This is a genomic window from Calothrix anomala FACHB-343 (assembly GCF_014696435.1).
Taxonomy (GTDB): Bacteria; Cyanobacteriota; Cyanobacteriia; order Cyanobacteriales; family Nostocaceae; genus Aulosira; species Aulosira anomala_A.
Genome location: NZ_JACJQG010000032.1, coordinates 38,487 through 59,334 on the forward strand (window position 1 = coordinate 38,487; position 20,848 = coordinate 59,334).

Genomic DNA, 20,848 nt, shown 5'->3' on the forward strand with positions numbered 1-20,848 from the left:
AGCTTGTCAACGTATCCAAAATTGTTTTCAATGCCAATGCCCAATGCCCAATGCCCCATGCCCAATCTTGGAGATTCCTATGCAACTAGATGCGAATAAATTCTCATGGTTTCAAGTTCCCGAAGATATCAAAAAGCTGTTAATTTTAGCTGCCGAGACTTGGGAAAATACCGCAGAATCTGAGAAATATATGCAACAGGCTATTGCTAAAACAGGCAATTATACAGATGTTTTAGTAGCAGCATATAGGTACTTTTATTACAAAAATAATTATTCATTAGCATTGCAAACAACAAACCAATTATTAGATAAAATTAAGGAAGCAGAAAAATTTCCTGAAGAGTGGGAACAACTGCAACCGATTTTAGTGAGTCGGAAAGAAGACCCTCAAATCAGGCTATATTTGAATGCTTACGCTGCTTCGGGATTAGTATTAGCAAAGCTAGGCAATATCGAAGAAGCTAAAATAATTAGTAGTCGAGTCAAAGCCATAGATCCAAATAACGATTTTGGAGCCGGAATCCTGCTGGATATTCTTACCCGTCCGCCTGAAGAAGAGGATTAATAATTCGTAATTCGTAATTCTTAAGCTCATCTCACCCCTAAAATGATTCTGCTGGCGAATCAGGGGTAAAAACTATCGTTTGTCTCGAAATCCCGCCCTCACCCTCAAGGGTGGGGCTAACCGGACAAAGCCTGCCTTTGCAGGCTCAATTTCTTTAGCCTGCGGAGGCAGGCTTTGTAGCATTAGCCCCAGGCTTATAGCCTGTGGGCGATCTGGCGGGCAAGTGAGAAAAGTTGTTGATCAACATTAAGGAGTCTAACCCACCATTCGTCAGATGTATCTTAAAAGAGTCATGAATCATTCATTGTTCAATCACTTTCTTACCTTATCTCCCATACATTCTGCTACATTAATTCCTCCTCCTGTTGTTCGGATTGAACTTCCACCAATTAATTCGCCGTCGCTTCCGCCCGGCCCTGTTCTCCCACAAAATACTTTTCGATTAGTTTAGTTTAAAATTTATGCAAGGTAGGGATTTTCTTGTAGCTGGCGATGGCAAGTTACAAGCTTGTAAATCTGCGAGAGCATGGGATTTACTGCGAGAGAATTATCGTCTTTATCGGTTTTTAACTGAAGTGGAAGACGTTCTCAATGATGTTGAGGATGAATCTAGCCGCTTACCAGAATTAAGAATGCTGGTAAGGCGTTTAATTGTCAATTCTTATTGGGTACGCAGTCAACATTTAGAACCTTGTCCCAAAACTGGCACTTCTGTGTTACTCATGTATGATGAATTAGGTTTCCCGTTAACAGTGCAAACAGTCACTTTTGCACCAGGAACATCATCGACAATTCATAATCATGGAACCTGGGGAATTGTTGCAGTTTTAAAAGGTCAAGAAAAGAACACAATTTGGCGGCGTAATCCTAGCCCCGATGCCGAAAATAGAGTAGAAGCGACGGGAGAAATTCATCTATTACCAGGAGATATTATTAGTTTTACTCCTGACGCAATTCATTCTGTAGAAGCAGTAGGTGATGAACCGACTGTGACTTTTAACGTCTATGGAGAAACCGATCCTAAAGAAAGATTTGAGTTTAATCCAGTAACTCACATCGCCAAAAAATTTTAGGCTCAATCAGCTATTGTGCTTTTAAATTGCACAATCTATCGTCAGGGCTGTCAACAGTCAACCGTCAACCGTCAACCGTCAACATCTGCGTAACTCTGCGTTGAAAATCACTAACCAGATAACAGATATAACCCGGAGATGAATCAATGGCTAGAGTAATTTTTTATGAAAAACCAGGCTGTAAAGGCGGTACTCGGCAAAAAGTATTATTAACCGCCGCAGGACATGAAGTTGTAGCTTATAGCTTACTCACAGAACCTTGGACTGCGGAAAGATTGCGGTCATTTTTTGGCGATCGCCCCGTGTCCGAATGGTTTAACCGCAGTTCGCCCAGAATCAAATCTGGTGAGATAGTCCCGGAAAAACTCGATGCAGATACAGCTTTATTGCTGATGCTGCAAGATCCGCTATTAATTCGCCGTCCATTACTCCAAGTAGGCGATCGCCGCGAAGTTGGTTTTGAAGTTGAAACCATCGACGCTTGGATTGGCTTACAACCAGTCGATGAATCCTTCCGGGAAATGGCGGAAAACCTGATGAGCAAAGATTTACAAGGCTGTGCAGGTGGAAATCACGAACACCACCATCACGAAGGCGGTTGTAAGGGACACGAGAAAAAGCAAACTAGCTGTAGCCATTAAATCAGTTAATACCAATTCTCTGTGAAGCTGCACATTACAGCTATTTTCAGGTAAATAGCTGTAGGGGCACGGCATCGACAATCTTTTGGTACATACAATAATTTTACTAGTGCCGTGCCCCTAGCCCCTAATTTGCTAAAAATTGCTCGATTAAGGCGGTTAATTGCTTGAGTTTAACGGGTTTAGCTAAATATTCACTGGCTCCAACGGCGAGACATTTTTCGCGATCGCCAAGCATAACCATTGCTGTGAGGGCAATAATTGGTATTGTGGCTAGTTGCTGATTTTGGCGAATTTGCTCAATTGCTTGTAAGCCATCAACTATTGGCATTTGGATATCCATGATAATTAAGTCGGGATTCTGGCTGTAGACTAAGTCGATAGCTTCTTGGCCATTTCTCGCCATGATTATGCGATAACCTTTGGCTTCTAGGTAACTAGAGATGGTGTTGATGTTGGCTTCGTTATCTTCGGCTAACAGGATTAGGGGTGATTGGGTGTTGGGTGCAGTAATGACTTGTGGTGGAGCGATCGCTTCTAAGTTGGGTGCTATATTTGCAGATGGGGTAAAGTTTAAAGTTGACAGTTGCTGAATCGGACAAGCAGAGTAAGGCAAATATATGCTAAAGCAGCTACCTTGACCGAGTTCGCTTTGTAAGCTGATATACCCGCCATGCATTTCTGTGATGCGTTTGACTAAAACTAACCCTAGTCCGCTACCTTCGTATTTACGGTTTAGGCTGCTGTCAATCTGGACAAAGGGTTGGAATAGTTTAGCGCGATCGCTGGGAGCAATACCAATACCAGTGTCGGAGACGGAAAAGATAATCCAGTGATTTTCCTCTGTTGTCTCACCCACATTTTGTACAGTTACTTCTAAGCAAACTCGACCGCCACTAGGGGTAAATTTAATTGCATTGGATAATAGATTGATTAGTACTTGCTGGATGCGTCGCTCATCTACAGCGATTTCTTTTTCGAGTTTTGCCAAGCTCAGATGTAGATGAATTTGTTTTTTAAATGCTTGTTGTTTAACTATATCTAAACTAGTTTTGCACAGCTGGGCTACGGAAACTTTGGCGATTTGTAATTCCAGCTTATCGGCTTCAATTTTTGACAGTTCGAGAATGTCGTTAATTAAAGCTAAAAGATGCTGTCCGCTACGTTCAATGGTGGCGATCGCTTGTTGCTGTTGGTGGTTTAAGTAACCCAATATCATATCTAGTAAACTTTCTGACATCCCCAAAATTGCGTTTAGGGGGGTGCGTAGTTCGTGACTCATATTGGCGAGGAACTCGTCTTTGAGGCGGGTAGCGCGACGTAGTTCGGCATTTGTCCGTTCTAAACCCTGTTCGTATTCTTTTTGTATGCGGATATCACGCATGATAGTGGAGAAAAATTCTACTTCTCCTTGAGGGCATTTATGGGCAATTATTAATTGAGAAACGGGAATTTCTTGTCCTTGGGCATCTAATAAAATGTTTTCTCCCAACCAGCTACCATTGGTAATTGCTGCGGGTATAGCTTGCTGTTTCAGCAATTCTACACCTTGTTGGGGATGGTAATCGCTGGGTTTGTACTGTGTAATTTCTCCATCATCCAGTCCCCGCAGGCGTTTTAATGCGCTATTGTTCCAGATGGCGTTACCAGCTACATCAGCTATCAGGATGTAATCAGTTGAGGCTTCTAGTAAGGCAATCAGGCGATTTTGCGATGCTTCTAAGCGTTTGCGTTCTGTAATATCTGCAGCATAGCCGACAATTTCAATGGGATTTCCTTGGGAATCGCGCACTAGGCGGATTTCATTCCACATCCAGATATAATGTCCTGCTTGATGCAAAAAGCGGTATTCATTAATTAGCTGCCCTTGTGCAAACAATTCTGGCATTTTCGCCAGTAATTGAGGTAAATCTTCTGGGTGGACATGGTTGATCCAAAAGCTAGACTCAGTCAAAAATTCTGCTGCAGTGTAGCCTGTGACATTATAGATATTGTCACTGACAAAGGTAGTCCCATAATCGCGATCGGGTTTACAGCTAAAAATCACAGCCGGACTAGCAGAGAGTACAAATTGCAATCGTTCTTTGAGGAGGAGATTTTCTTGTTCGGCTAGTTTGCGAGCTGTAATATCTTGGGCTGTACCAATGATTTGCTGCACTTGTCCTTCTGGATCGCGGCTAAAAATTGTATCCCAACTGTATAGCCAACGCCATTGGCCGTTAGCATCCCGCATCCGATATTCAAATTCGATAATTTCCCCATTTGCAGCCATGGCGATGCTTTCCCGTTGGGTAACTAATCGCTCTTGATCTTCAGGGTGTAACAAGTCTTGCAGGAAGTTAGCCCCCATTGCTTGCACAGCTTCCGGAGTATAGCCAAGAACTGAGGTAATCTCGCGGTTTACGTAAACATTGCATTGGCTTTGCAAGTCGTAAAGATAAAGCATATTCGGTGACGCATCGGCAATTTGTTGAATAAATCGCTGACTGTCTTCTAATGCTAATTCTGCTTGTTTGCGATCGCTAATATCTGCGGCATAACCGACAATTTCTACAGGGTTACCGTAGCGATCGCAAACTAAACGTAGTTCATTGCGCAGCCAAATATAATATCCGGCTTTGTGTGAAAAGCGGTATTCATGAATGTGATATCCCTGCTCAAATAATTGAGACATGCCTTCTAATAACCGTGATACATCCCCTGGGTGAACGCGATCAATCCAGAAACTAGAATCAGATAAGAACTCTGCTGAGGTATAACCAGTTACATTAACGCTATTCTCGCTGATAAAAGTAGTACCGTAATTTTCCTCGGTTGTACAGGTAAAAATAACAGCAGGATTAACAGCCAGTAAAAACTGTAACCTTTCCTTGAGTTGTTGATTTTCCTGTTCGGCTAGTTTGCGATCTGTAATATCTTGGGCTGTACCAATGATTTGTAAGACTTGCCCTTCAGCATCGCGGCTAAATACAGCATCGCGGCTATAAAGCCAGCGCCAATTACCATCCGCATGTCTCATGCGATATTCTAATTCAATGATTTCCCCATCTGCAGCCATATGTAATCTTGCTAATCTGCTGGGTAGTTGGTTGAAATCATCGGGGTGTAACAAGATGGGAAACATATTCTCTCCTATTGCTTGCACAGCTTCAGGGCTGTAGCCGAGAATTGAGGTAATCTCACGATTCACGTAAATATTACGTTGTGTTTGCAAATCGCAAAGATAAAGCATATTTGGCGATGCATCGGCAATTTGTTGAATAAATCGCTGGCTTTCTGCTAATGCTAATTCTGCTTGTTTGCGATCGCTAATATCGGCAAAATATCCTACAAATTCAATCGGCCTTCCTTCCTGATTCCGTACTAAACGCAGTTCATCCCCGATCCAGATATAGTATCCTTGTTGATGTAAAAAGCGATACTCGTGAGTATGATGTCCGGCTACAAATATTTCGGGAAGTTTGGCTAAAACCCAAGGGCGATCCTCAGGGTGAATATGGTCAATCCAGAAGCTAGATTCTGCTAAAAATTCTTGTTGGCTATAGCCAGTTATATTGTAAATATTTTCACTAATAAAGGTAGCACTATAATTGCCCTCAGCTTTACAGGTATAAATTACTGCTGGGCTAGAAGTAATTAAAAATTGTAATCGTTCTTTTAATTGTTGATTTTCTTGCTCGGCAATTTTGCGTTGCGCAGCTTGCCGATAGGCATCGCTAATATCAGCAAAGTAACCAATAAATTCAATGGGCGTTCCTTGCTGATTACGTACTACATGCAGTTCTGAGCGTAACCAGATATAATGACCCTGCTGATGGCGGAAGCGATATTCATCAATATGCGATCCTGATGTTAATAATGGAGAATGAGCTAGTAAACCAGGGAGATCGTCTGGGTGAACGCGATCGATCCAGAAGCTGGATTCAGCTAAAAATTCTGCTGGGGTGTAACCTGTGACGTTGTAGAGATTGTCGCTGATAAAAGTAGCACCATAATCGCCTTCAGGCTTACAGGTAAAGATTACGGCTGGACTAGCAGAAAGTAAAAATTCTAAGCGTTCTTTTAATTGTTGATTTTCTTGCTCTGCCAGTTTACGAGCGGTGATATCAGTTAAGGTGCCAATGTAGCCAATGACTTGACCATTGGCATCAACTTCTGGGGCAACTTGGACGTAGAACCAATTAATACTGCCATCTGGACGTAAATGTCTACCCTCACCTTGACCGATTGTATAATTGCCAGGAGTCATTTCAATATAACTTTCCATCCATTCAGCGAGGCGTTGCTCTCGATCCTCTGGATGCAAAGCTTCAATCCATCCCTTACCTAAAGCCGATTCTTTGGATCTGCCAGTCATTTGACTCCAGCGATCGTTAACATAGACGCAGTTTAAAGGCGCATCAAATCGAAAAATTGCCACAGGAGCGGCTGCGGCTAAGGTAAGATAACGACGTTTGCTTTCTTTTAGCGCTGCTTCAGCTAATTTGCGTTGGGTGATGTCGGTTTCCGAACCAGTCATGCGAATGACTTGTCCAGATTCATCCCGCAATACTTGACCGCGATCTAGCACCCACATATAACTGCCATCTTGACATTGAGTGCGATATTCAGTTTCAAAAAACTCAGTTCTCCCAGCAAAGTGGTCTTCAACAGCAGCCATAACGCGATCGCAATCATCTGGATGTATCCGGCTTAAACACTCATCTGGGGAATCACTGATTTCATCGTCGCTAAAGCCACGCATCTGCTTCCAGCGCTGAGAATAAAATATTTTGTTATTCTTGAGATCCCAATCCCAAATACCATCATTAGTTCCCCTGAGAGCTAATTGCCAACGTTCTTCACTAGCTTGCAAGGCTGCAGTGCGCTCGGCAACTCGGTTTTCTAATTCTTGGTTTAATTGCTGTAAACTTTGGGTAGCTAAATGGCGTTCAATGGCAATACTAGCAATATTTGCTGCTTGAGTAACAGTTTCGCATTCGCACAGATTAGGCGTGCGGTTTTCTCGATAATAAACGCCAAATACACCTAATATTTCCCCATTACTGCCAATAATTGGTACTGACCAACAGGCTTTTAAGCCTTGGGCTAAAGCCAAATCTCGATAGTTTTGCCACAGTGGATCGCTAGCAATATCAGAGGTAATGACAGTTTCTTGACGAAAAGCAGCTGTTCCACAGCAACCCATTCCTTCATCAATGGGTAGTCCATTGATTTGTTGCATGTAGCTGTCTGATAATTGGGTACTAATGCCAAAATTCAATTTGCTGTTACCGTCGTGCAGCATAATAGAACATACGCCATTGTCTAGCTGCATTTCGATGGCTTGCAGCAGATCGTGCAAAATGTCTGTGAGTGCTTCGGCTTTGGCAATGCGCTCTAAAATTGCGTTTTGTACTTGTAGTTGTTGGTAAGCGGTGGCTTGCTGAATCGCGATCGCTAATTGTACAGAAATCTCATGCAGTAAGGTTAATTCTCCTGGTTGCCAATGGCGATAGTCTGCACATTGATGACCGACTAACAAACCCCATAATTTATCTGCTACTAAAATTGGGACTACTAAATTAGCTTTGACCTGAAATTGTTCTAATAAGCCTAAATAACAATCAGCGTAACCATAGTTATAAATGTTATCAATGGCTAGGGTTTTACCATTACGATATAACTCTGCTGCTTCCTGGCGAAAACAAGGATCGTGAATAGTAGCTGCTTTTAAGGCTTGCCAATTCCCAGTTACAGACTCAGCGACAATTGTGCCACTCCAATCGGGTTGGAACTGATAAACTAACAAGCGATCGCACTGCAAAAAGTCCCTTAAAGCAGTCACCGCCGTATCTAATACTTCTTCTAAGTTGAGAGAAGCGCGAATTTTGTTAGCGATTTGTGTTAATAATTGTTCCCTGGCTACTTGTTCTTGAATTTTGGCGGTACGTTCCTGAACTAATCGCTCTACCAAAGCAGAAATCGTCATTGGGTTAAAAACACTCAATATTAAGCTTTGGGTGACAATACCTAATAATTCACCATCATCGCGGGTAACAATCACTTGATTGATTTGCTGCTGTTGCATTAATTGCCATACTTCTCCCAGGTAACTCTCTACACCTACAGTATCCACAAATCTACCCATATGATTTTGGGCTGTAAATGCAGTTAAATCCTGGTCTACACCCAATATCTGCACAATGTCCCGTTCGGTCACAATCCCTAAGGGAATAACTTTTGCATCAGAATTATCAACAATGACTACCGAATTAACGCCGCGATCGCTCATTAACTCTGACAATTCCGCTAGAGTTGCTGTAGGCGCTGCTTGGACGACAGATCGATCCATGACATCAGCTGTCGTCAGTAAATTCAAAAGGTCAAAGGGGCGCAACAGTTGACGTAAACTATCGTGGGTGAGTAGCCCTACCACCTGACCTTGGTGATCTATTAAAGGTAAATGACGAATGGGATAGTGCTGAAATAAACTCAGGGGTACAAAAATGTCAGTAAAATTTGTGACTTGCAAAGTGCGCACTGGGTAAGACATCACTTCCGCGATCGCTATTTCTGCTAAATTTTGTCCAGAACTGCTGAGGCGTACTAAATCGAATTGCGTAAAAATGCCTAATAATTTTGTATCTTCTATTACTAGAACACAACTATGTTGAGCTTGTAATAGTAGCGAATTAGATGTAGTATTATTTTCAGTTGTTAAATTATTAGTAGTAGTACCTGCATTCATCAACGCGATCGCATCAACCACAGTAGCATCAGGCGCGATCGTCAAAGGATCGCGAATAATCGCCGTTGCCAATTCAGCTGGAAGCCATAAATTCGCAGGGGTAAACATAGGCGAAAACAAAAGGTGAAACGCGCCTGAGACTGTAATCAAAAGTAAAGCAGATAAACAGTTAACGCGATGTCAACTATTGTATCTTGTGGTTCTTTGCCTGTTGAGCTTGAATAGTCAAATATCAACAACGTTTAGTGGAAAAAATTTCTATTTACCAATTGCTTCATGATGGTGATTTCTCCGTAAAACTCGCAAATGCTAAGAATTGCTGACTCTCTTGAGAACAAAGCAAAACAGCATAATCAAGATGCTAATGGAGTTTAATATTACTTTTGATTAATGAACTTTCATTAAAATTTTTTACTTTTCAGAGTTTGGCACAAAAATAGTGTATTTTATCGCATAAAAATTTTAATTTATGATGAAATCTTCAAGGAAAGATCAGCTAATTTTCTAACTAGTCAAATCAATAGCGCTGAATCTACTAAACTCTGTTGAATAAGACACGAGGTAAGAGGTATAAAGCAAAAAGTTGAATTAAAAATTTGAAAAAAAATCTCATAAATAGTAGGGGCATGGCAGTGCCCATAGGTGTCAAATTAACGCAAAACCCATTTACCGCAAGGAACTGAAGTTCCTTGCTAATAGCCAAAGTCATCTCAAGATGACTAAATATCCTCAAAATCTTGAGTCTACTTCAGTAGGGGCGGGTTCACAGATATGCTCCAATAATTTACGACTATCTCGCTTAACCCGCCCCTACTTGGGCTTTGGCCCTGAGAATTCATTCTCAGGCGCGCGACAAAGCTAAGACAGAGGCTATTTTTAGCTTAAGTTGACACGAATGGCAGGCCCTCTACAATATTATTGATGTACTTATAGACATCTTCATCGCCACAAAAAAACCCGCTCATGCGGGCTGTTTATCAATTACAAAACTCTACAAATGACCTACTAAATTAGGCAACATTCAAAAAACCAGTCTGAATCAAATACGCAGTATAAGTCATAAACATTTCCCCAGTAATTGGCGGACAAGAAATAGAACTACCCTCAAGCGCTTTTAAAGTCTCCTCACAGCTAATGAAGGGTCGCTTTGATTGCAAATACAAATCGGGAATTGTTAGTTGCTCATCAGACCAACGTTCTAACAAAAACGGACGCAGTGTATATAAAGGATTATCCACAGAAGAGACATTATTAATTAACTCTTCTTGCCATTGTTCATAAGGAATCGCCTTTACAGGATAACCAAATGATTGTACCCATTTAATTAAAGTACTCAATGGCGCTGGTTGAGGATGTTGTAAATGAAAAGCTTTACCAATAGATGAAGGCTGCATTGATAAATAAACAATCGCCTTGCTGACATAATCTACAGGAGACATATCCATCATATATTCTACATCTGGGAAATATCCCATTTGCAGACAACCTTTGACCATCAAATTGATAAAGTCATGGGTATTACAAATACCTGTTTGGCTATCGCCAGAAATTAACGGCGGTCTGTGAATAGTAACAGGTAAACCTCTGTCGCGGGCGATTTTTACTAACTTCTCAGCTACCCATTTTGTTTGTGAATAACCTAAGAAAATTCCTTCCCAATGATTAAAATCATCTTGCTCTTTCACTACCTTACCAGCATAAGCAGGTGATTCAAACACCGCTACGCTAGAAACATAATGTACAGGCTTGAGTTTAACTTGGCTAGCTAATCTCAAAACTTCTTGAGTACCTAACACATTGGCTGCTTTTAATGGCGCGTATGGATAAACATAATTCAACAAAGCACCACTATGATAAATAGTATCGATGTTAGCGGCTAAAATTTGAAACTGTTCTGCGCCCATACCCAACAAAGGTAGAGCTAAATCGCCAACAACCGGGACAATTCTCGATTTATATTTTTCATCCCAAATTGCATAAGCTTGGAGATTTTTTTCTAACTTGCTCTTACCTTCTTGAGGATTAGCAGCCCGTACTAAGCAGTAAATATCTGCATTAGTTTGTTCTAACAATTCCTTGATAATAAATGCGCCTAAATAGCCAGTACCACCAGTTAAAAAGACATGTTTTGGTTCAGTAATAGAAACTGGCGGTAAAGCATCAGGACGAATTGTCGGGTCGAGAACCGCCTCAGCATTTAAATCTAAAGCTGGGGGAGTATTTACAGCCGCAGTAGTATCTTGAATAACGGCATCTTGGGGTAAATCTTCAGCTAATCTTTGAGAAAGCGCCGCAATATTGGGATAATGCCATAATAGTAAAGGCGAAGGTTGGAAACCCAGCATTTTCTCTAACTTACTAACGAGAATCATTGCTTGGGCTGAATCCAAACCGTAATTTTCTAAATGTTCGTTAACATCTATCTCGTCAGTTTCTACCCCTAGTAACTCAGCCAAATTAGAAACCAGCCATGCTTGAATATCTGCTGCACTATAAGCGTTTTTAAGATTCATTTTTACATCTCCACTGTAGAACTAGCTGGGCGATACTGACTGTAGTAATCGGGAATTTGTAAGCCTTGTAATTTCAAACTTTGTATGCGATATAAAAATGCTGCTCCGATCATAATATGGTTAGCAACATCAACAACTTTGCGGTTTTGAGGTTCAGCTAAATATGTACCGCGCACCCAGTCGTTGAAGCTACCCATCGCCGGGCCGCACCAAATTTGATAATCAACTTCCCGTCCTTTTTCACCAGAATTAGACCAACGAGAAGATAATCCTAAATACCAGCGAAAAATTAACGCCATTTTCAATTTAGGATTATTTACCGCCTTACCAAGTTTCTCTGGATTTCTTTGGGATAAATAAGCTGCTGTTCCTTCCCAAACTTCGGCAATGGTTTTGCGGAAAACTTGCTTTTCTAATTTCTCTTTTTCCGCTTGAGGGATTTCTTCAATTGAGTCATAAGCACGATATAACTCATACAATTTTTGTGCCCGCATGGGGAACATTGTGCCGCGTTTGAGAACTTGTAATTTAACTCCCATTTCAAACATATCAGCAGCCGGAGCCATCATGACATCAGCCATTTCTGCTTGCGCGAGTAATTTTTTGGTATGTTCGCAAGCACCAGATTCCACACAAGATTGATTAATGGAACCTGTAACTACATAAGCAGCACCCATCATAAAAGCTGCTAAGGCTGATTGTGGTGTAGCAATTCCCCCGGCTACCCCGATACGAATTGGTTGGGGGTAATGATATTGTTCTTGAATTTCATCTCTCAACGCCATGATGGAAGGTAAGAGACATACCAGAGGACGATTATCTGTATGTCCGCCAGAATCAGCTTCGACGGTAATATCATCAGCCATTGGAACTTGTGCCGCTAGGGTGGCTTGTAATTCAGTAATTAAGCCTTGTTCCACAAGTTCTTTGAGGATTCTTGGTGGTGGTGGTTGGAGGAATTTGCTGGCTACTTCTCGGCGAGAAATTTTGGCGATGACTTTATTTTTGATTTCAATTTGATTAGCATCATTTAAACTTAATCCCGCAACTCGGTAATAAACAATGTTGGGTGTTAAGTCTAAAAATGCTGAGGCTTCAACTACTGTGACGCCATATTTAAGAAATAAATCCACAGCCCGACGTTCAATCATGGGTTCGTTGGGGCTGTGAATTAAATTAAAGGCATAGGGGCCTTGAGGTAGGGCTTGTTGGATTTTGTTGATGGCGGCTTCTAATCTATCTGGACTTAAGCCACCAGCACCAAAGGAACTTAAAATTTTATCTTTTCCGAGGGCGATTACCATTTCCTCGGAAGCAATACCGCCAGCCATTGCACCAGTTGCATAGGCATATTTCACTCCATAAAAGGAGAGAAAAGAGGGGTCGCCTAATTGGTGAATTTTAATGGGGGGAATTGATGCTAAGAGTTCTACTGGTGCGGTGACGGTGCTATCAACTGGGCATAAGTAGCCAACATTGGTAACGCCAATTCTGCCGGCGGCGTTGACTATATAACAGGGTTGTTCTAAGGTGAGGAATTTTTCTACTATGCCTTGTTGATCGAATGATATGCAATCTAGGGAACCTTTCCAGATGAGATTTTGTCCATAGGAATAGCAGGTAAATCCTAGTCCGTTTTCGTGTTGGCTTAGTGGGGTATCGACAGTGGTCACGCTAGTTATCCCTCGATTATCAGTAATGCTTTATAAAGGGTGAAGGGGTGCGTTCGTTAAGTGTTGGCTTTGGTGTGAGGATTATGTTTTAATGAACCGCCAAGACGCCAAGAACGCCAAGAGAAGAGAGAAGATAGGGTGAAAACTTGGTATTTGTTTTTAGAGGACAGAGATTTTAAGGTTTCTATTACGTCTGCCCTCTGCTTTTATACTTTTTTACGCTTCTTCATTGAGTAAGTTTTGGGCGCAAGCTAGTTGTAATTGGATAATTTCACTCATTTGCTTGCTAAAATCTTGTCGGGATTTTAAGAAGGCTGTATGTGCTTTGGTGACGTTGGCGTTGTTAGCATTGAGCTTTTGATATTGAGTCTTATTTAAATCGGACATACGGATACTTTGACCAAATTTGCGAGTTATATGTTGTGGGGAAAAGCTGGGCTGAGTTGTTTTTGTCGCAGTGGTAGTTATCTCAGAGGATTTTAATTCTTCTGTGGAGATTAAACCGTGTTCCTTGATATTTTTCTCTGCGCTTGTGTCTGGCTGAAGGGTTGGCGGTAAAATATCATGGCTGGGTTGATTTGTGGTAGCAATTACCACGGGCTTGTTAAGTGAATTGATGATTGGATTTGTTTTGAGATAATCAACTGTGACAGTGTTGGTATCTTTTTCGTTTGCTGGGTTTTGGAAAAGTTGGCGATTTTCTGGACTCAATATTGAGTCAGTAATTGATTTACCACCTACGGTAATATTTCTGTGAGTTAATTTGCTTTTGTTTGCTGTTTCTGGGGGAAGTTCGTAAAGAGTAGAAATATCTACTTCAACTTGATGGCTGAGTAATTTGGCTAATGCTTTAACTATAGAAGTATGATCATCCATACCTCTGCGGTTGAGGGAGACGGTGATGTGTTCTTTTCCTTGCAGAGTTTTACTTATCCAGCGCGAACAGATACCGCCAGCACCAGCTTCGACAAAGATTTTGACACCATCTGCATACACGCGGTTAACTAGGCGGGGAAAATCTAGTTCTTGGCTGAGTCCGGTGGCGATACTGTGGGCGACTACTTCACTATTGAGTGAAATTGGTTTATACCCAGCTGCAGAATAGAAGGTAATACCGGGTAGTTCCTGAGTTGGCAAAGTGTTTAATTTGACTAACTCTGCATACTCGGAACGCATGGTTTCACAGTGGATTACATGGTCGAAGGGTGCAGGAAAAGCGTTGCAACCAAGGACTTTGATTACTCTTTGACAAGCTGCTGGTTCGCCGGCAATTAATACTTCTTCTGGTGTATTAATTTGCGTTAAATATACCCGATTCTCATTTTTCAGACATTCTCTGACTTTTTCTGGGGTAGTCATGAGTACATAGTTAGCCCAGAAGTTATTGTGTGAGGTGTCGGAGGCTGGTGGTAATCCCCAATATTCGCGTACAGCGTTTTTTGGCCCAGATAATCTATCGCCAAATAAGGCTGATGAGTTAAAGCTGTTACTACCAGCAAAGAAATCACTCCAAACTCCTTGGGCTACCATCATGCTGGTTTCGCCTAAACTATAGCCAAACACATATTTGGGTTTGACTTGAAAGCGATCGCGAATCACGGTAGTAATTAGTCTAGTAAAGAACATCTCTGCTTCAAACATTGCTAGGGAATCATCTAGCAATTTCTTCTCTAGGGTTTCTAGTTCTCTGGTAGACAATTTATGCAAGCTTCTGGGAAATACGAGTTTCTCTACATCCGAGACTCGTTTATAGAGACTCTTAACGAAAGGTTCCGCTTGCAGGTCGGGGAATAGGCGGAAGAGAGTCCGACCAATACCTACATAGGAATTTACCGCCGCCGGATAGACATAAGCTACCTCACCCTCTTTACCCAAAGGTTTAGAGGTGAAATAACTACCTATAGGTGTTTGCCAATCACTACCTTTTTCAAAGGCTGTATTTACGCCTTTTTGCGCTGAGGCGATTTCTTTGAGTAATTCTTTCTTGTTGCGTCCGGTAATAGATAAGGTGTATTTCGCTGTCGGATTCTGTTGGAATTTGACGAAATTCTGACTTGCAGCGTTAGTTAAAGACTCAGCCTTATCAATGTCTTGTTGGAGATTATTTAACAAATTTAGCAAAGCCGAACAATCATCAGCCGCTACAGGGAATAGGTAAAAAGGCTGTTGTTGGAGATATTTATTGCTGAGATTGATTTGGTCTGGTTCATCAGACAAGATGACATGGGCGCAAGTCCCATCACAACCGATACCATTAATCGCCGCGATTCTATGGGTACTATCTTTATGGAGGAACCAAGGTCTAGATTCTGTGGCGACAAAAAAAGGACTACCTTGCCAAACGTGGGGCGTTTTCACACCAGACCAGTTAGGAGTTGCGGGAATGTAGTTGTGATAGAGACATAAAGCGGTCTTAATTAAACTGGCGATTCCCGATGCTACATAAGTGTGTCCGATATTGGCTTTCACACTACCAATGGCACAATGTAACCCATCACCTACAGGGGGATAGGCTTGCAGCATCCCAGCGATTTCTGCTGCATCCTCTTGGGGAAAACCACTAGCAACTACTTCCACATAGTTAACTGCTGTGGGTTGAATATCCGCCATTTGAAAAGCGTTTTGACAGACTTGGTTGATTGTATCGGCATCTATAGATGTGGAAGAGGCCTGACCGATACTGATAGCATCAACTACGGCATAAATGCGATCGCCATTTTGTTTCGCTGTATCATAACGTTTGAGAACAACTGCACCTGCACCCTCGCCTACTGTCCAACCATTAGCGTTTTGGTCGTAGCTTAAGGTATTCGCGCCAGTATTTACCGTTCCCCATTGGCTACGCAGCAAGACATTTTCTATCCCGCCAGCCAAATCCACAGCACCAACCACAACAGCGTCTACTTCCTCGGTGAGGAGTAGCATTTGCGCTACTTCTAAAGCTTTGAAAGCAGAGGTTTCTACCGCCGTCATCGTGAAGGATGGGCCGGTAAAATTCCACAGCGAAGAAATCCGACTCGCCATGATGTTAGCGATGTAACTAAGGTATTCGCCAATCTCTACTTGATGGTGAACGCTATCTTTAACTATTGTTTCTAATTGAGTAATTTTATCGGTTGGTAAAGCAATTTCTGCCGCATTCAAACCATCTTTAATTTGCCAGGATAAATTCCAGCGTTGTTGCAATTGATGCACAGATAATTCTGCCTCAGCCGCAATAACAACTGCAACATTTGCCCCTTCTTGAATTCCTGCATCTTTTAACGCCCCATCTGCCACTGTTAACAGTAACAGTTGTTGAGGATTGAGTTGTTCTACTTCATTTGGGGGAATTTTGTAAGCTAAAGTATCGAGGGTAAATTCTTTGATGTATGCGCCTATTGGTGCTTTACCATCGGGTAAGCCGTATTCTTGGAGTAAGTCGGCTTTCTCGTCTATGCCATACCATCGCTGGGATGGGAGGGGGATAAAATGCTGTTTGCCGTCATAAATAGTACGTTCAAAAGCATCTAAATTTTGACATTCACCAAAAAAGGCGTCCATGCCCACAATGGCAATTTTGCTTGACTGTATTTCTTGTTCAAACATTGTTTATTGAGGGTAAGTAAGGTTTGTTATGTAGATAGGGCAGAGGGCAGAAGGCAGAAGGGAGGATTAGTAATTTTGGTGTGACTAAGTAGGTGGGTAATAAGGTTCAGTTAAATGGTAGGCTTTGTGATTAAGTTTCATGATTTGATGAACCACAGAGACGCAGAGGGCGCGGAGAGAAGAGAGAAATTTTTAATTCTCTTGTGTTAAATTAATTGGAGAATTTTTTACACGGTAAGTTTTGTATTTTCTGTGTAAACTTTGAATCTTTATTACTTAACTTATAGAGAACAATAAACTTCATATTTCAGAAAAAAATTCCCTATTCCTCCCTTCTGCCCTCTGCCTCCTGCCTTCTGCCTTCTTGTCCTACTTTTCCAGAATCAAATGTGAGTTAGTTCCACCAAAACCAAAGGCGCTTAAAGCTGCACGTTTAACAGGTGAATTATTTGGCCATGCAGTCAACTTTCTCACAATATTTTGGTCAGAAATTACGCTATTTTCACTACCAATTGGTTCACTGATATTAATTGTTGGCGGAATCACGCCAGCATTCATACTGTAAATCGTCTTTGCTAAACCAACCATTCCCGCAGCTACTAATAAGTGACCGACATTCGCCTTAGCAGAACCTACTAATGGCGATGCTTGATGTGTACCAAAGAAGGTTTCTATGGAGTTTAATTCTGTGGTGTCTCCTAATAATGTGCCGGTAGCATGACATTCCATATAATCAATGTCTTTCGGGCTGATTTGTGCCTCTTTATATGCCCGTTCAAAGGCGAGAGTTTGTCCTTTAGAATTGGGACTTAATAAATGCTTACCTTTACCATCATTAGAAAGTCCGTTACCAGCAATGGTGGCGAGAATTTTATCGCCATCTCTGACAGCATCGCTATATCGCTTGAGCATTACCATCCCAATTCCGTCGGAGGTAATTAAGCCGCGAGAAGCCTTATCTAGAGGACGGCTGATACCATTTTCGGGATAACCTTGAATACCCGAAAACAACATGCGTAAGAATAGCGGATCGACACAACTAATGGCACCTGCTAACATGACATCAGCTTTACGCGATCGCAAATAGTAAGATGCCAACTTAATCGCATAAAATGCAGAAGAACAAGCCGCGTCTATACAGAAATGATTGCCAGATAAAGAAAATGCTTGAGATACCAAGGCGGCTTGAAAGCCGGTTATCATGGCATTATAGGGCGAAGGCTTCGCTGTAGTCGGTAACGCAGCCAACCGGAAATTTTTATCTTGTAACAATTCTGCGATCGCAGGTGAAATCGTTTGCTGATATATTGGAGCAAACAATTGATTAGACATCTTCGTGGGTAAGGATAAAGTTCCGAGAATTACCCCACATTTAGAGAGAACTTGTTGATTACCCCAATAACCGCTATTTTGAATCGCCTGTTTTGCTGCATATAACGACCATTTAAAAGCATCATCCAAACTTTCGACTAATTCTCCAGGTAAATTGTACTCGCTGGGATTAAATTGAAAATTCCGAACAAATCCACCTTGAAGAAAATATATTTTTTCCGGTTTTCCCTTAATTGGATCGTAAAATATTGTGGGATCTACACCCAAATCCTCAACAGTAATAGTAGAAGTCCTATCTTTCTCTTCTGTCAGGTTATTCCAAAACTGCTCAGGATTATTGGCATCTGGAAACAGACATGATAATCCGATAATTGCTATTTTTTCCACTGCTGATATCCTCGCAAATTAATTTTAGATTTTAGATTTTGGATTTTAGATTAACTGTATCTATGAATCATCTTGCTGCAATGAAAAATCTCGTGATGTCATAAGCCGAACATATATATTTATTAAGACTTACGCACTAAATCTCCCAAACTCTCATTTCCACCGAAATTCTTATCGCCGGAAGCTATTACTCAGACTGCTCTCTGTGTCCTCTGTGTTCTCTGCGGTTCAATTTTCTAAAATTTCTCTTCTTGGCGTCTTGGCGTCTTGGCGGTTTATAAAAATAAATCTTATGGTTCTGAGTAAGTTAATATATCTGGCTTTTGGTGCGTTACGCTACGCGATAACACACCCTACTAGACTTTCACTAATCACATAGGAAAGCTAGATAATTAACCACATCAATTAGATTCCCAAACTTGACTGAACTTACGCCCTTACCCAAACTAAACTAAATGCAATCTATAGCATTTCCAAATTGAGTATAATACATCTAACTTTGTATTTCATCAATAAAGAAATGCTATAAATATCACGAATTCATTACTTAGCCTGTAGCAAACTCATAGGCGCGACAACAGCCTTAGCTCCTAAAATTCTAGAGTACAATTGCCCAGCGCGATCGTGGAGAATAAAATTAGCAGTTAAACCAGTTGCTTTTTTCTCCTTCACCTCACAAGAAACATAAAATGTTTCATCAACTGGTATTGCCCTATACTGTTCAGAAGTCGTTAACTGTCCCGGTAAACAAACTTCATTATGATAATGACTCAACCATACCCATAAAGGCTGTGTACTCAAGTCAGTTGCATAGGGATTGTGCCAATGAATCGGGAATTGTCCTTGCTGTTGTGGAGTAATTTGTCGCCAAAAACATTCCGTGGTAATTTTTTCCGAGTTAATATTTAAAACCCGTTGAATTTCTTGAAAACAAGGGCCATGAAATAATGTAGCCGGGCCATTTTGATAGAAGCCTTTACCTGTAGTTGTAATGATGCCATCTTCTGTGAGATTCACTGCATCATATATCGGTGCAACAGGCAATTCTCGCACCAGCTTAATAGTAGAAGTGAAATGATAATGGGTTTTACCTTCAGGGGTTTTACTGAAGATAGTTGTTTGAAATTCAATAAACTCGCCGTCAACTTTGGCAATTTCTTTGAGTTGCAAAATATGTTCTTTGGCTACCGATTCATTAAAGGTAATTCCCTTAAGAACTTTGAAATCTTTGCAACTGAAATATCGATAACCTGGGTAAGCTTCTTCACAACCATTAATCATCCAAGACATCGCACAGGTAGCAGGAACTACTGCATAACCAGCAATTACATGATCCTGTAAAAATGGATTGGCTTCGACGGTGATGCGACGACGGACGTAATGAGTTTTTAGTTCGGGATCTAAAGGTGCGGGTGGGGGAATTAACGGACTACCAATTACTAATTGGGTAGTGTCGTGATGTTTGGGATGTAGTTCTTTAACTAACATTTTGGTTCCCACTTCCACGGGGATAATATCTATTCCCCGTTCTGCAAAGGCTTTTTTCAGTTCTGGGGTTACCATTCCGCTATCCCAACCGCCCCAGTTAATGGCGACTACGTGACAGTTGGGATAGTACTGTTTCATCAAGTGGGCGGATTTGTTGAGGATTTCGTTAGCGATCGCATAATCGGATTGACCGATATTGCCGTAAAATCCTGTAACGGAGGAGAATAATACTAAATGCTGGAGTTGTTCTGGGGGAACGCAATCTAAGAGGTTTTCTAGTCCTTGAACTTTGGCGGTGTAAACTTTTTCAAAATCCTGTTCTGTTTTCTTTTCGATTAATTTATCGGCTAAGTTCCCTGCACCATGTATGATGCCGGTAATTGGCCCCATACGGTTGACTACAGCCGCCAAGTTTTCTTTTAATGCTTGGGTATCGGTGACATCGACGCTTAAATATTCGGCTGTTGCGCCTGTTTGTTGAATGGCGGCGAGGGTTTTTTTGATTTCGCGGCTGGAGTGGATTTTGTTATAGATTTTTTGCACGTTCATGGGTGTGGGTTTCTCACCTTGGGCGAGAAGATTTTCCATGATACGTTTTTTTAATGCAGGTTCTTCAAAGCAGTTTTGGGCGTATTCTGGTTCGGTTTCTAATAGTTGGGAACGTCCCAGGAGGATGAATTTACAGGGTTGTTTTTTGGCGAGTTCAATTGTGCATTCGGCGGTGATTCCTTTTGCGCCACCGCTTACTAGAAATACTGATGAGGGACGAATAGGTGTTTGGGTTGTCATTTGATTTTTAAATGCCGATAATTAGATTTGTTTTCTCTGCGTCTCTGCGTCTCTGCGTGAGAGAAAGGA

General features: G+C 41.5%; 9 protein-coding genes. 3 read left to right on the forward strand and 6 right to left on the reverse strand.

The annotated features are described in order from the left end of the window. Nucleotides 1-79: 79 nt before the first annotated feature. The 3 genes from H6G08_RS18820 to H6G08_RS18830 all read left to right on the forward strand — a co-directional run bounded on the left by H6G08_RS18820 (nucleotide 80) and on the right by H6G08_RS18830 (nucleotide 2,279). Nucleotides 80-565: a hypothetical protein gene (locus tag H6G08_RS18820; protein WP_190545715.1), complete on the forward strand. Its 486-nt coding sequence runs from the start codon at nucleotides 80-82 to the stop codon at nucleotides 563-565. 461 nt (nucleotides 566-1,026) lie between these two features. Continuing rightward, complete coding sequence (locus H6G08_RS18825; protein WP_190545656.1) at nucleotides 1,027-1,638, forward strand: cysteine dioxygenase family protein; 612 nt, start codon at nucleotides 1,027-1,029, stop codon at nucleotides 1,636-1,638. Between the two features lie 146 nt (nucleotides 1,639-1,784). Next, entirely contained in the window at nucleotides 1,785-2,279 is a 495-nt protein-coding gene (locus H6G08_RS18830; protein ID WP_190545658.1) for an ArsC/Spx/MgsR family protein, read from the forward strand. A 127-nt stretch (nucleotides 2,280-2,406) separates the two neighbouring features. Here the strand turns inward: H6G08_RS18830 and H6G08_RS18835 are convergent, their stop codons facing one another. The 6 genes from H6G08_RS18835 to H6G08_RS18860 form a co-directional block, all read right to left on the reverse strand. Further along, nucleotides 2,407-9,117, reverse strand: coding sequence for a PAS domain-containing protein (locus tag H6G08_RS18835; RefSeq protein WP_190545660.1), 6,711 nt, complete (start codon nucleotides 9,115-9,117; stop codon nucleotides 2,407-2,409). Between the two features lie 902 nt (nucleotides 9,118-10,019). Beyond that, nucleotides 10,020-11,522, reverse strand: coding sequence for a thioester reductase domain-containing protein (locus tag H6G08_RS18840; protein WP_190545662.1), 1,503 nt, complete (start codon nucleotides 11,520-11,522; stop codon nucleotides 10,020-10,022). A 2-nt stretch (nucleotides 11,523-11,524) separates the two neighbouring features. Then, nucleotides 11,525-13,195 carry a PfaD family polyunsaturated fatty acid/polyketide biosynthesis protein gene (locus H6G08_RS18845; protein WP_190545664.1) on the reverse strand — a complete coding sequence of 557 codons (1,671 nt, stop codon included), beginning with the start codon at nucleotides 13,193-13,195 and terminating at the stop codon, nucleotides 11,525-11,527. Nucleotides 13,196-13,411: 216 nt separating this feature from the next. Further along, nucleotides 13,412-16,783, reverse strand: coding sequence for a PfaB family protein (locus tag H6G08_RS18850; protein WP_190545666.1), 3,372 nt, complete (start codon nucleotides 16,781-16,783; stop codon nucleotides 13,412-13,414). A gap of 369 nt (nucleotides 16,784-17,152) precedes the next feature. Next, nucleotides 17,153-18,502: a beta-ketoacyl [acyl carrier protein] synthase domain-containing protein gene (locus H6G08_RS18855; protein ID WP_190545668.1), complete on the reverse strand. Its 1,350-nt coding sequence runs from the start codon at nucleotides 18,500-18,502 to the stop codon at nucleotides 17,153-17,155. 543 nt (nucleotides 18,503-19,045) lie between these two features. Then, entirely contained in the window at nucleotides 19,046-20,779 is a 1,734-nt protein-coding gene (locus H6G08_RS18860) for an SDR family NAD(P)-dependent oxidoreductase (protein ID WP_190545669.1), read from the reverse strand. Nucleotides 20,780-20,848: the final 69 nt, after the last annotated feature.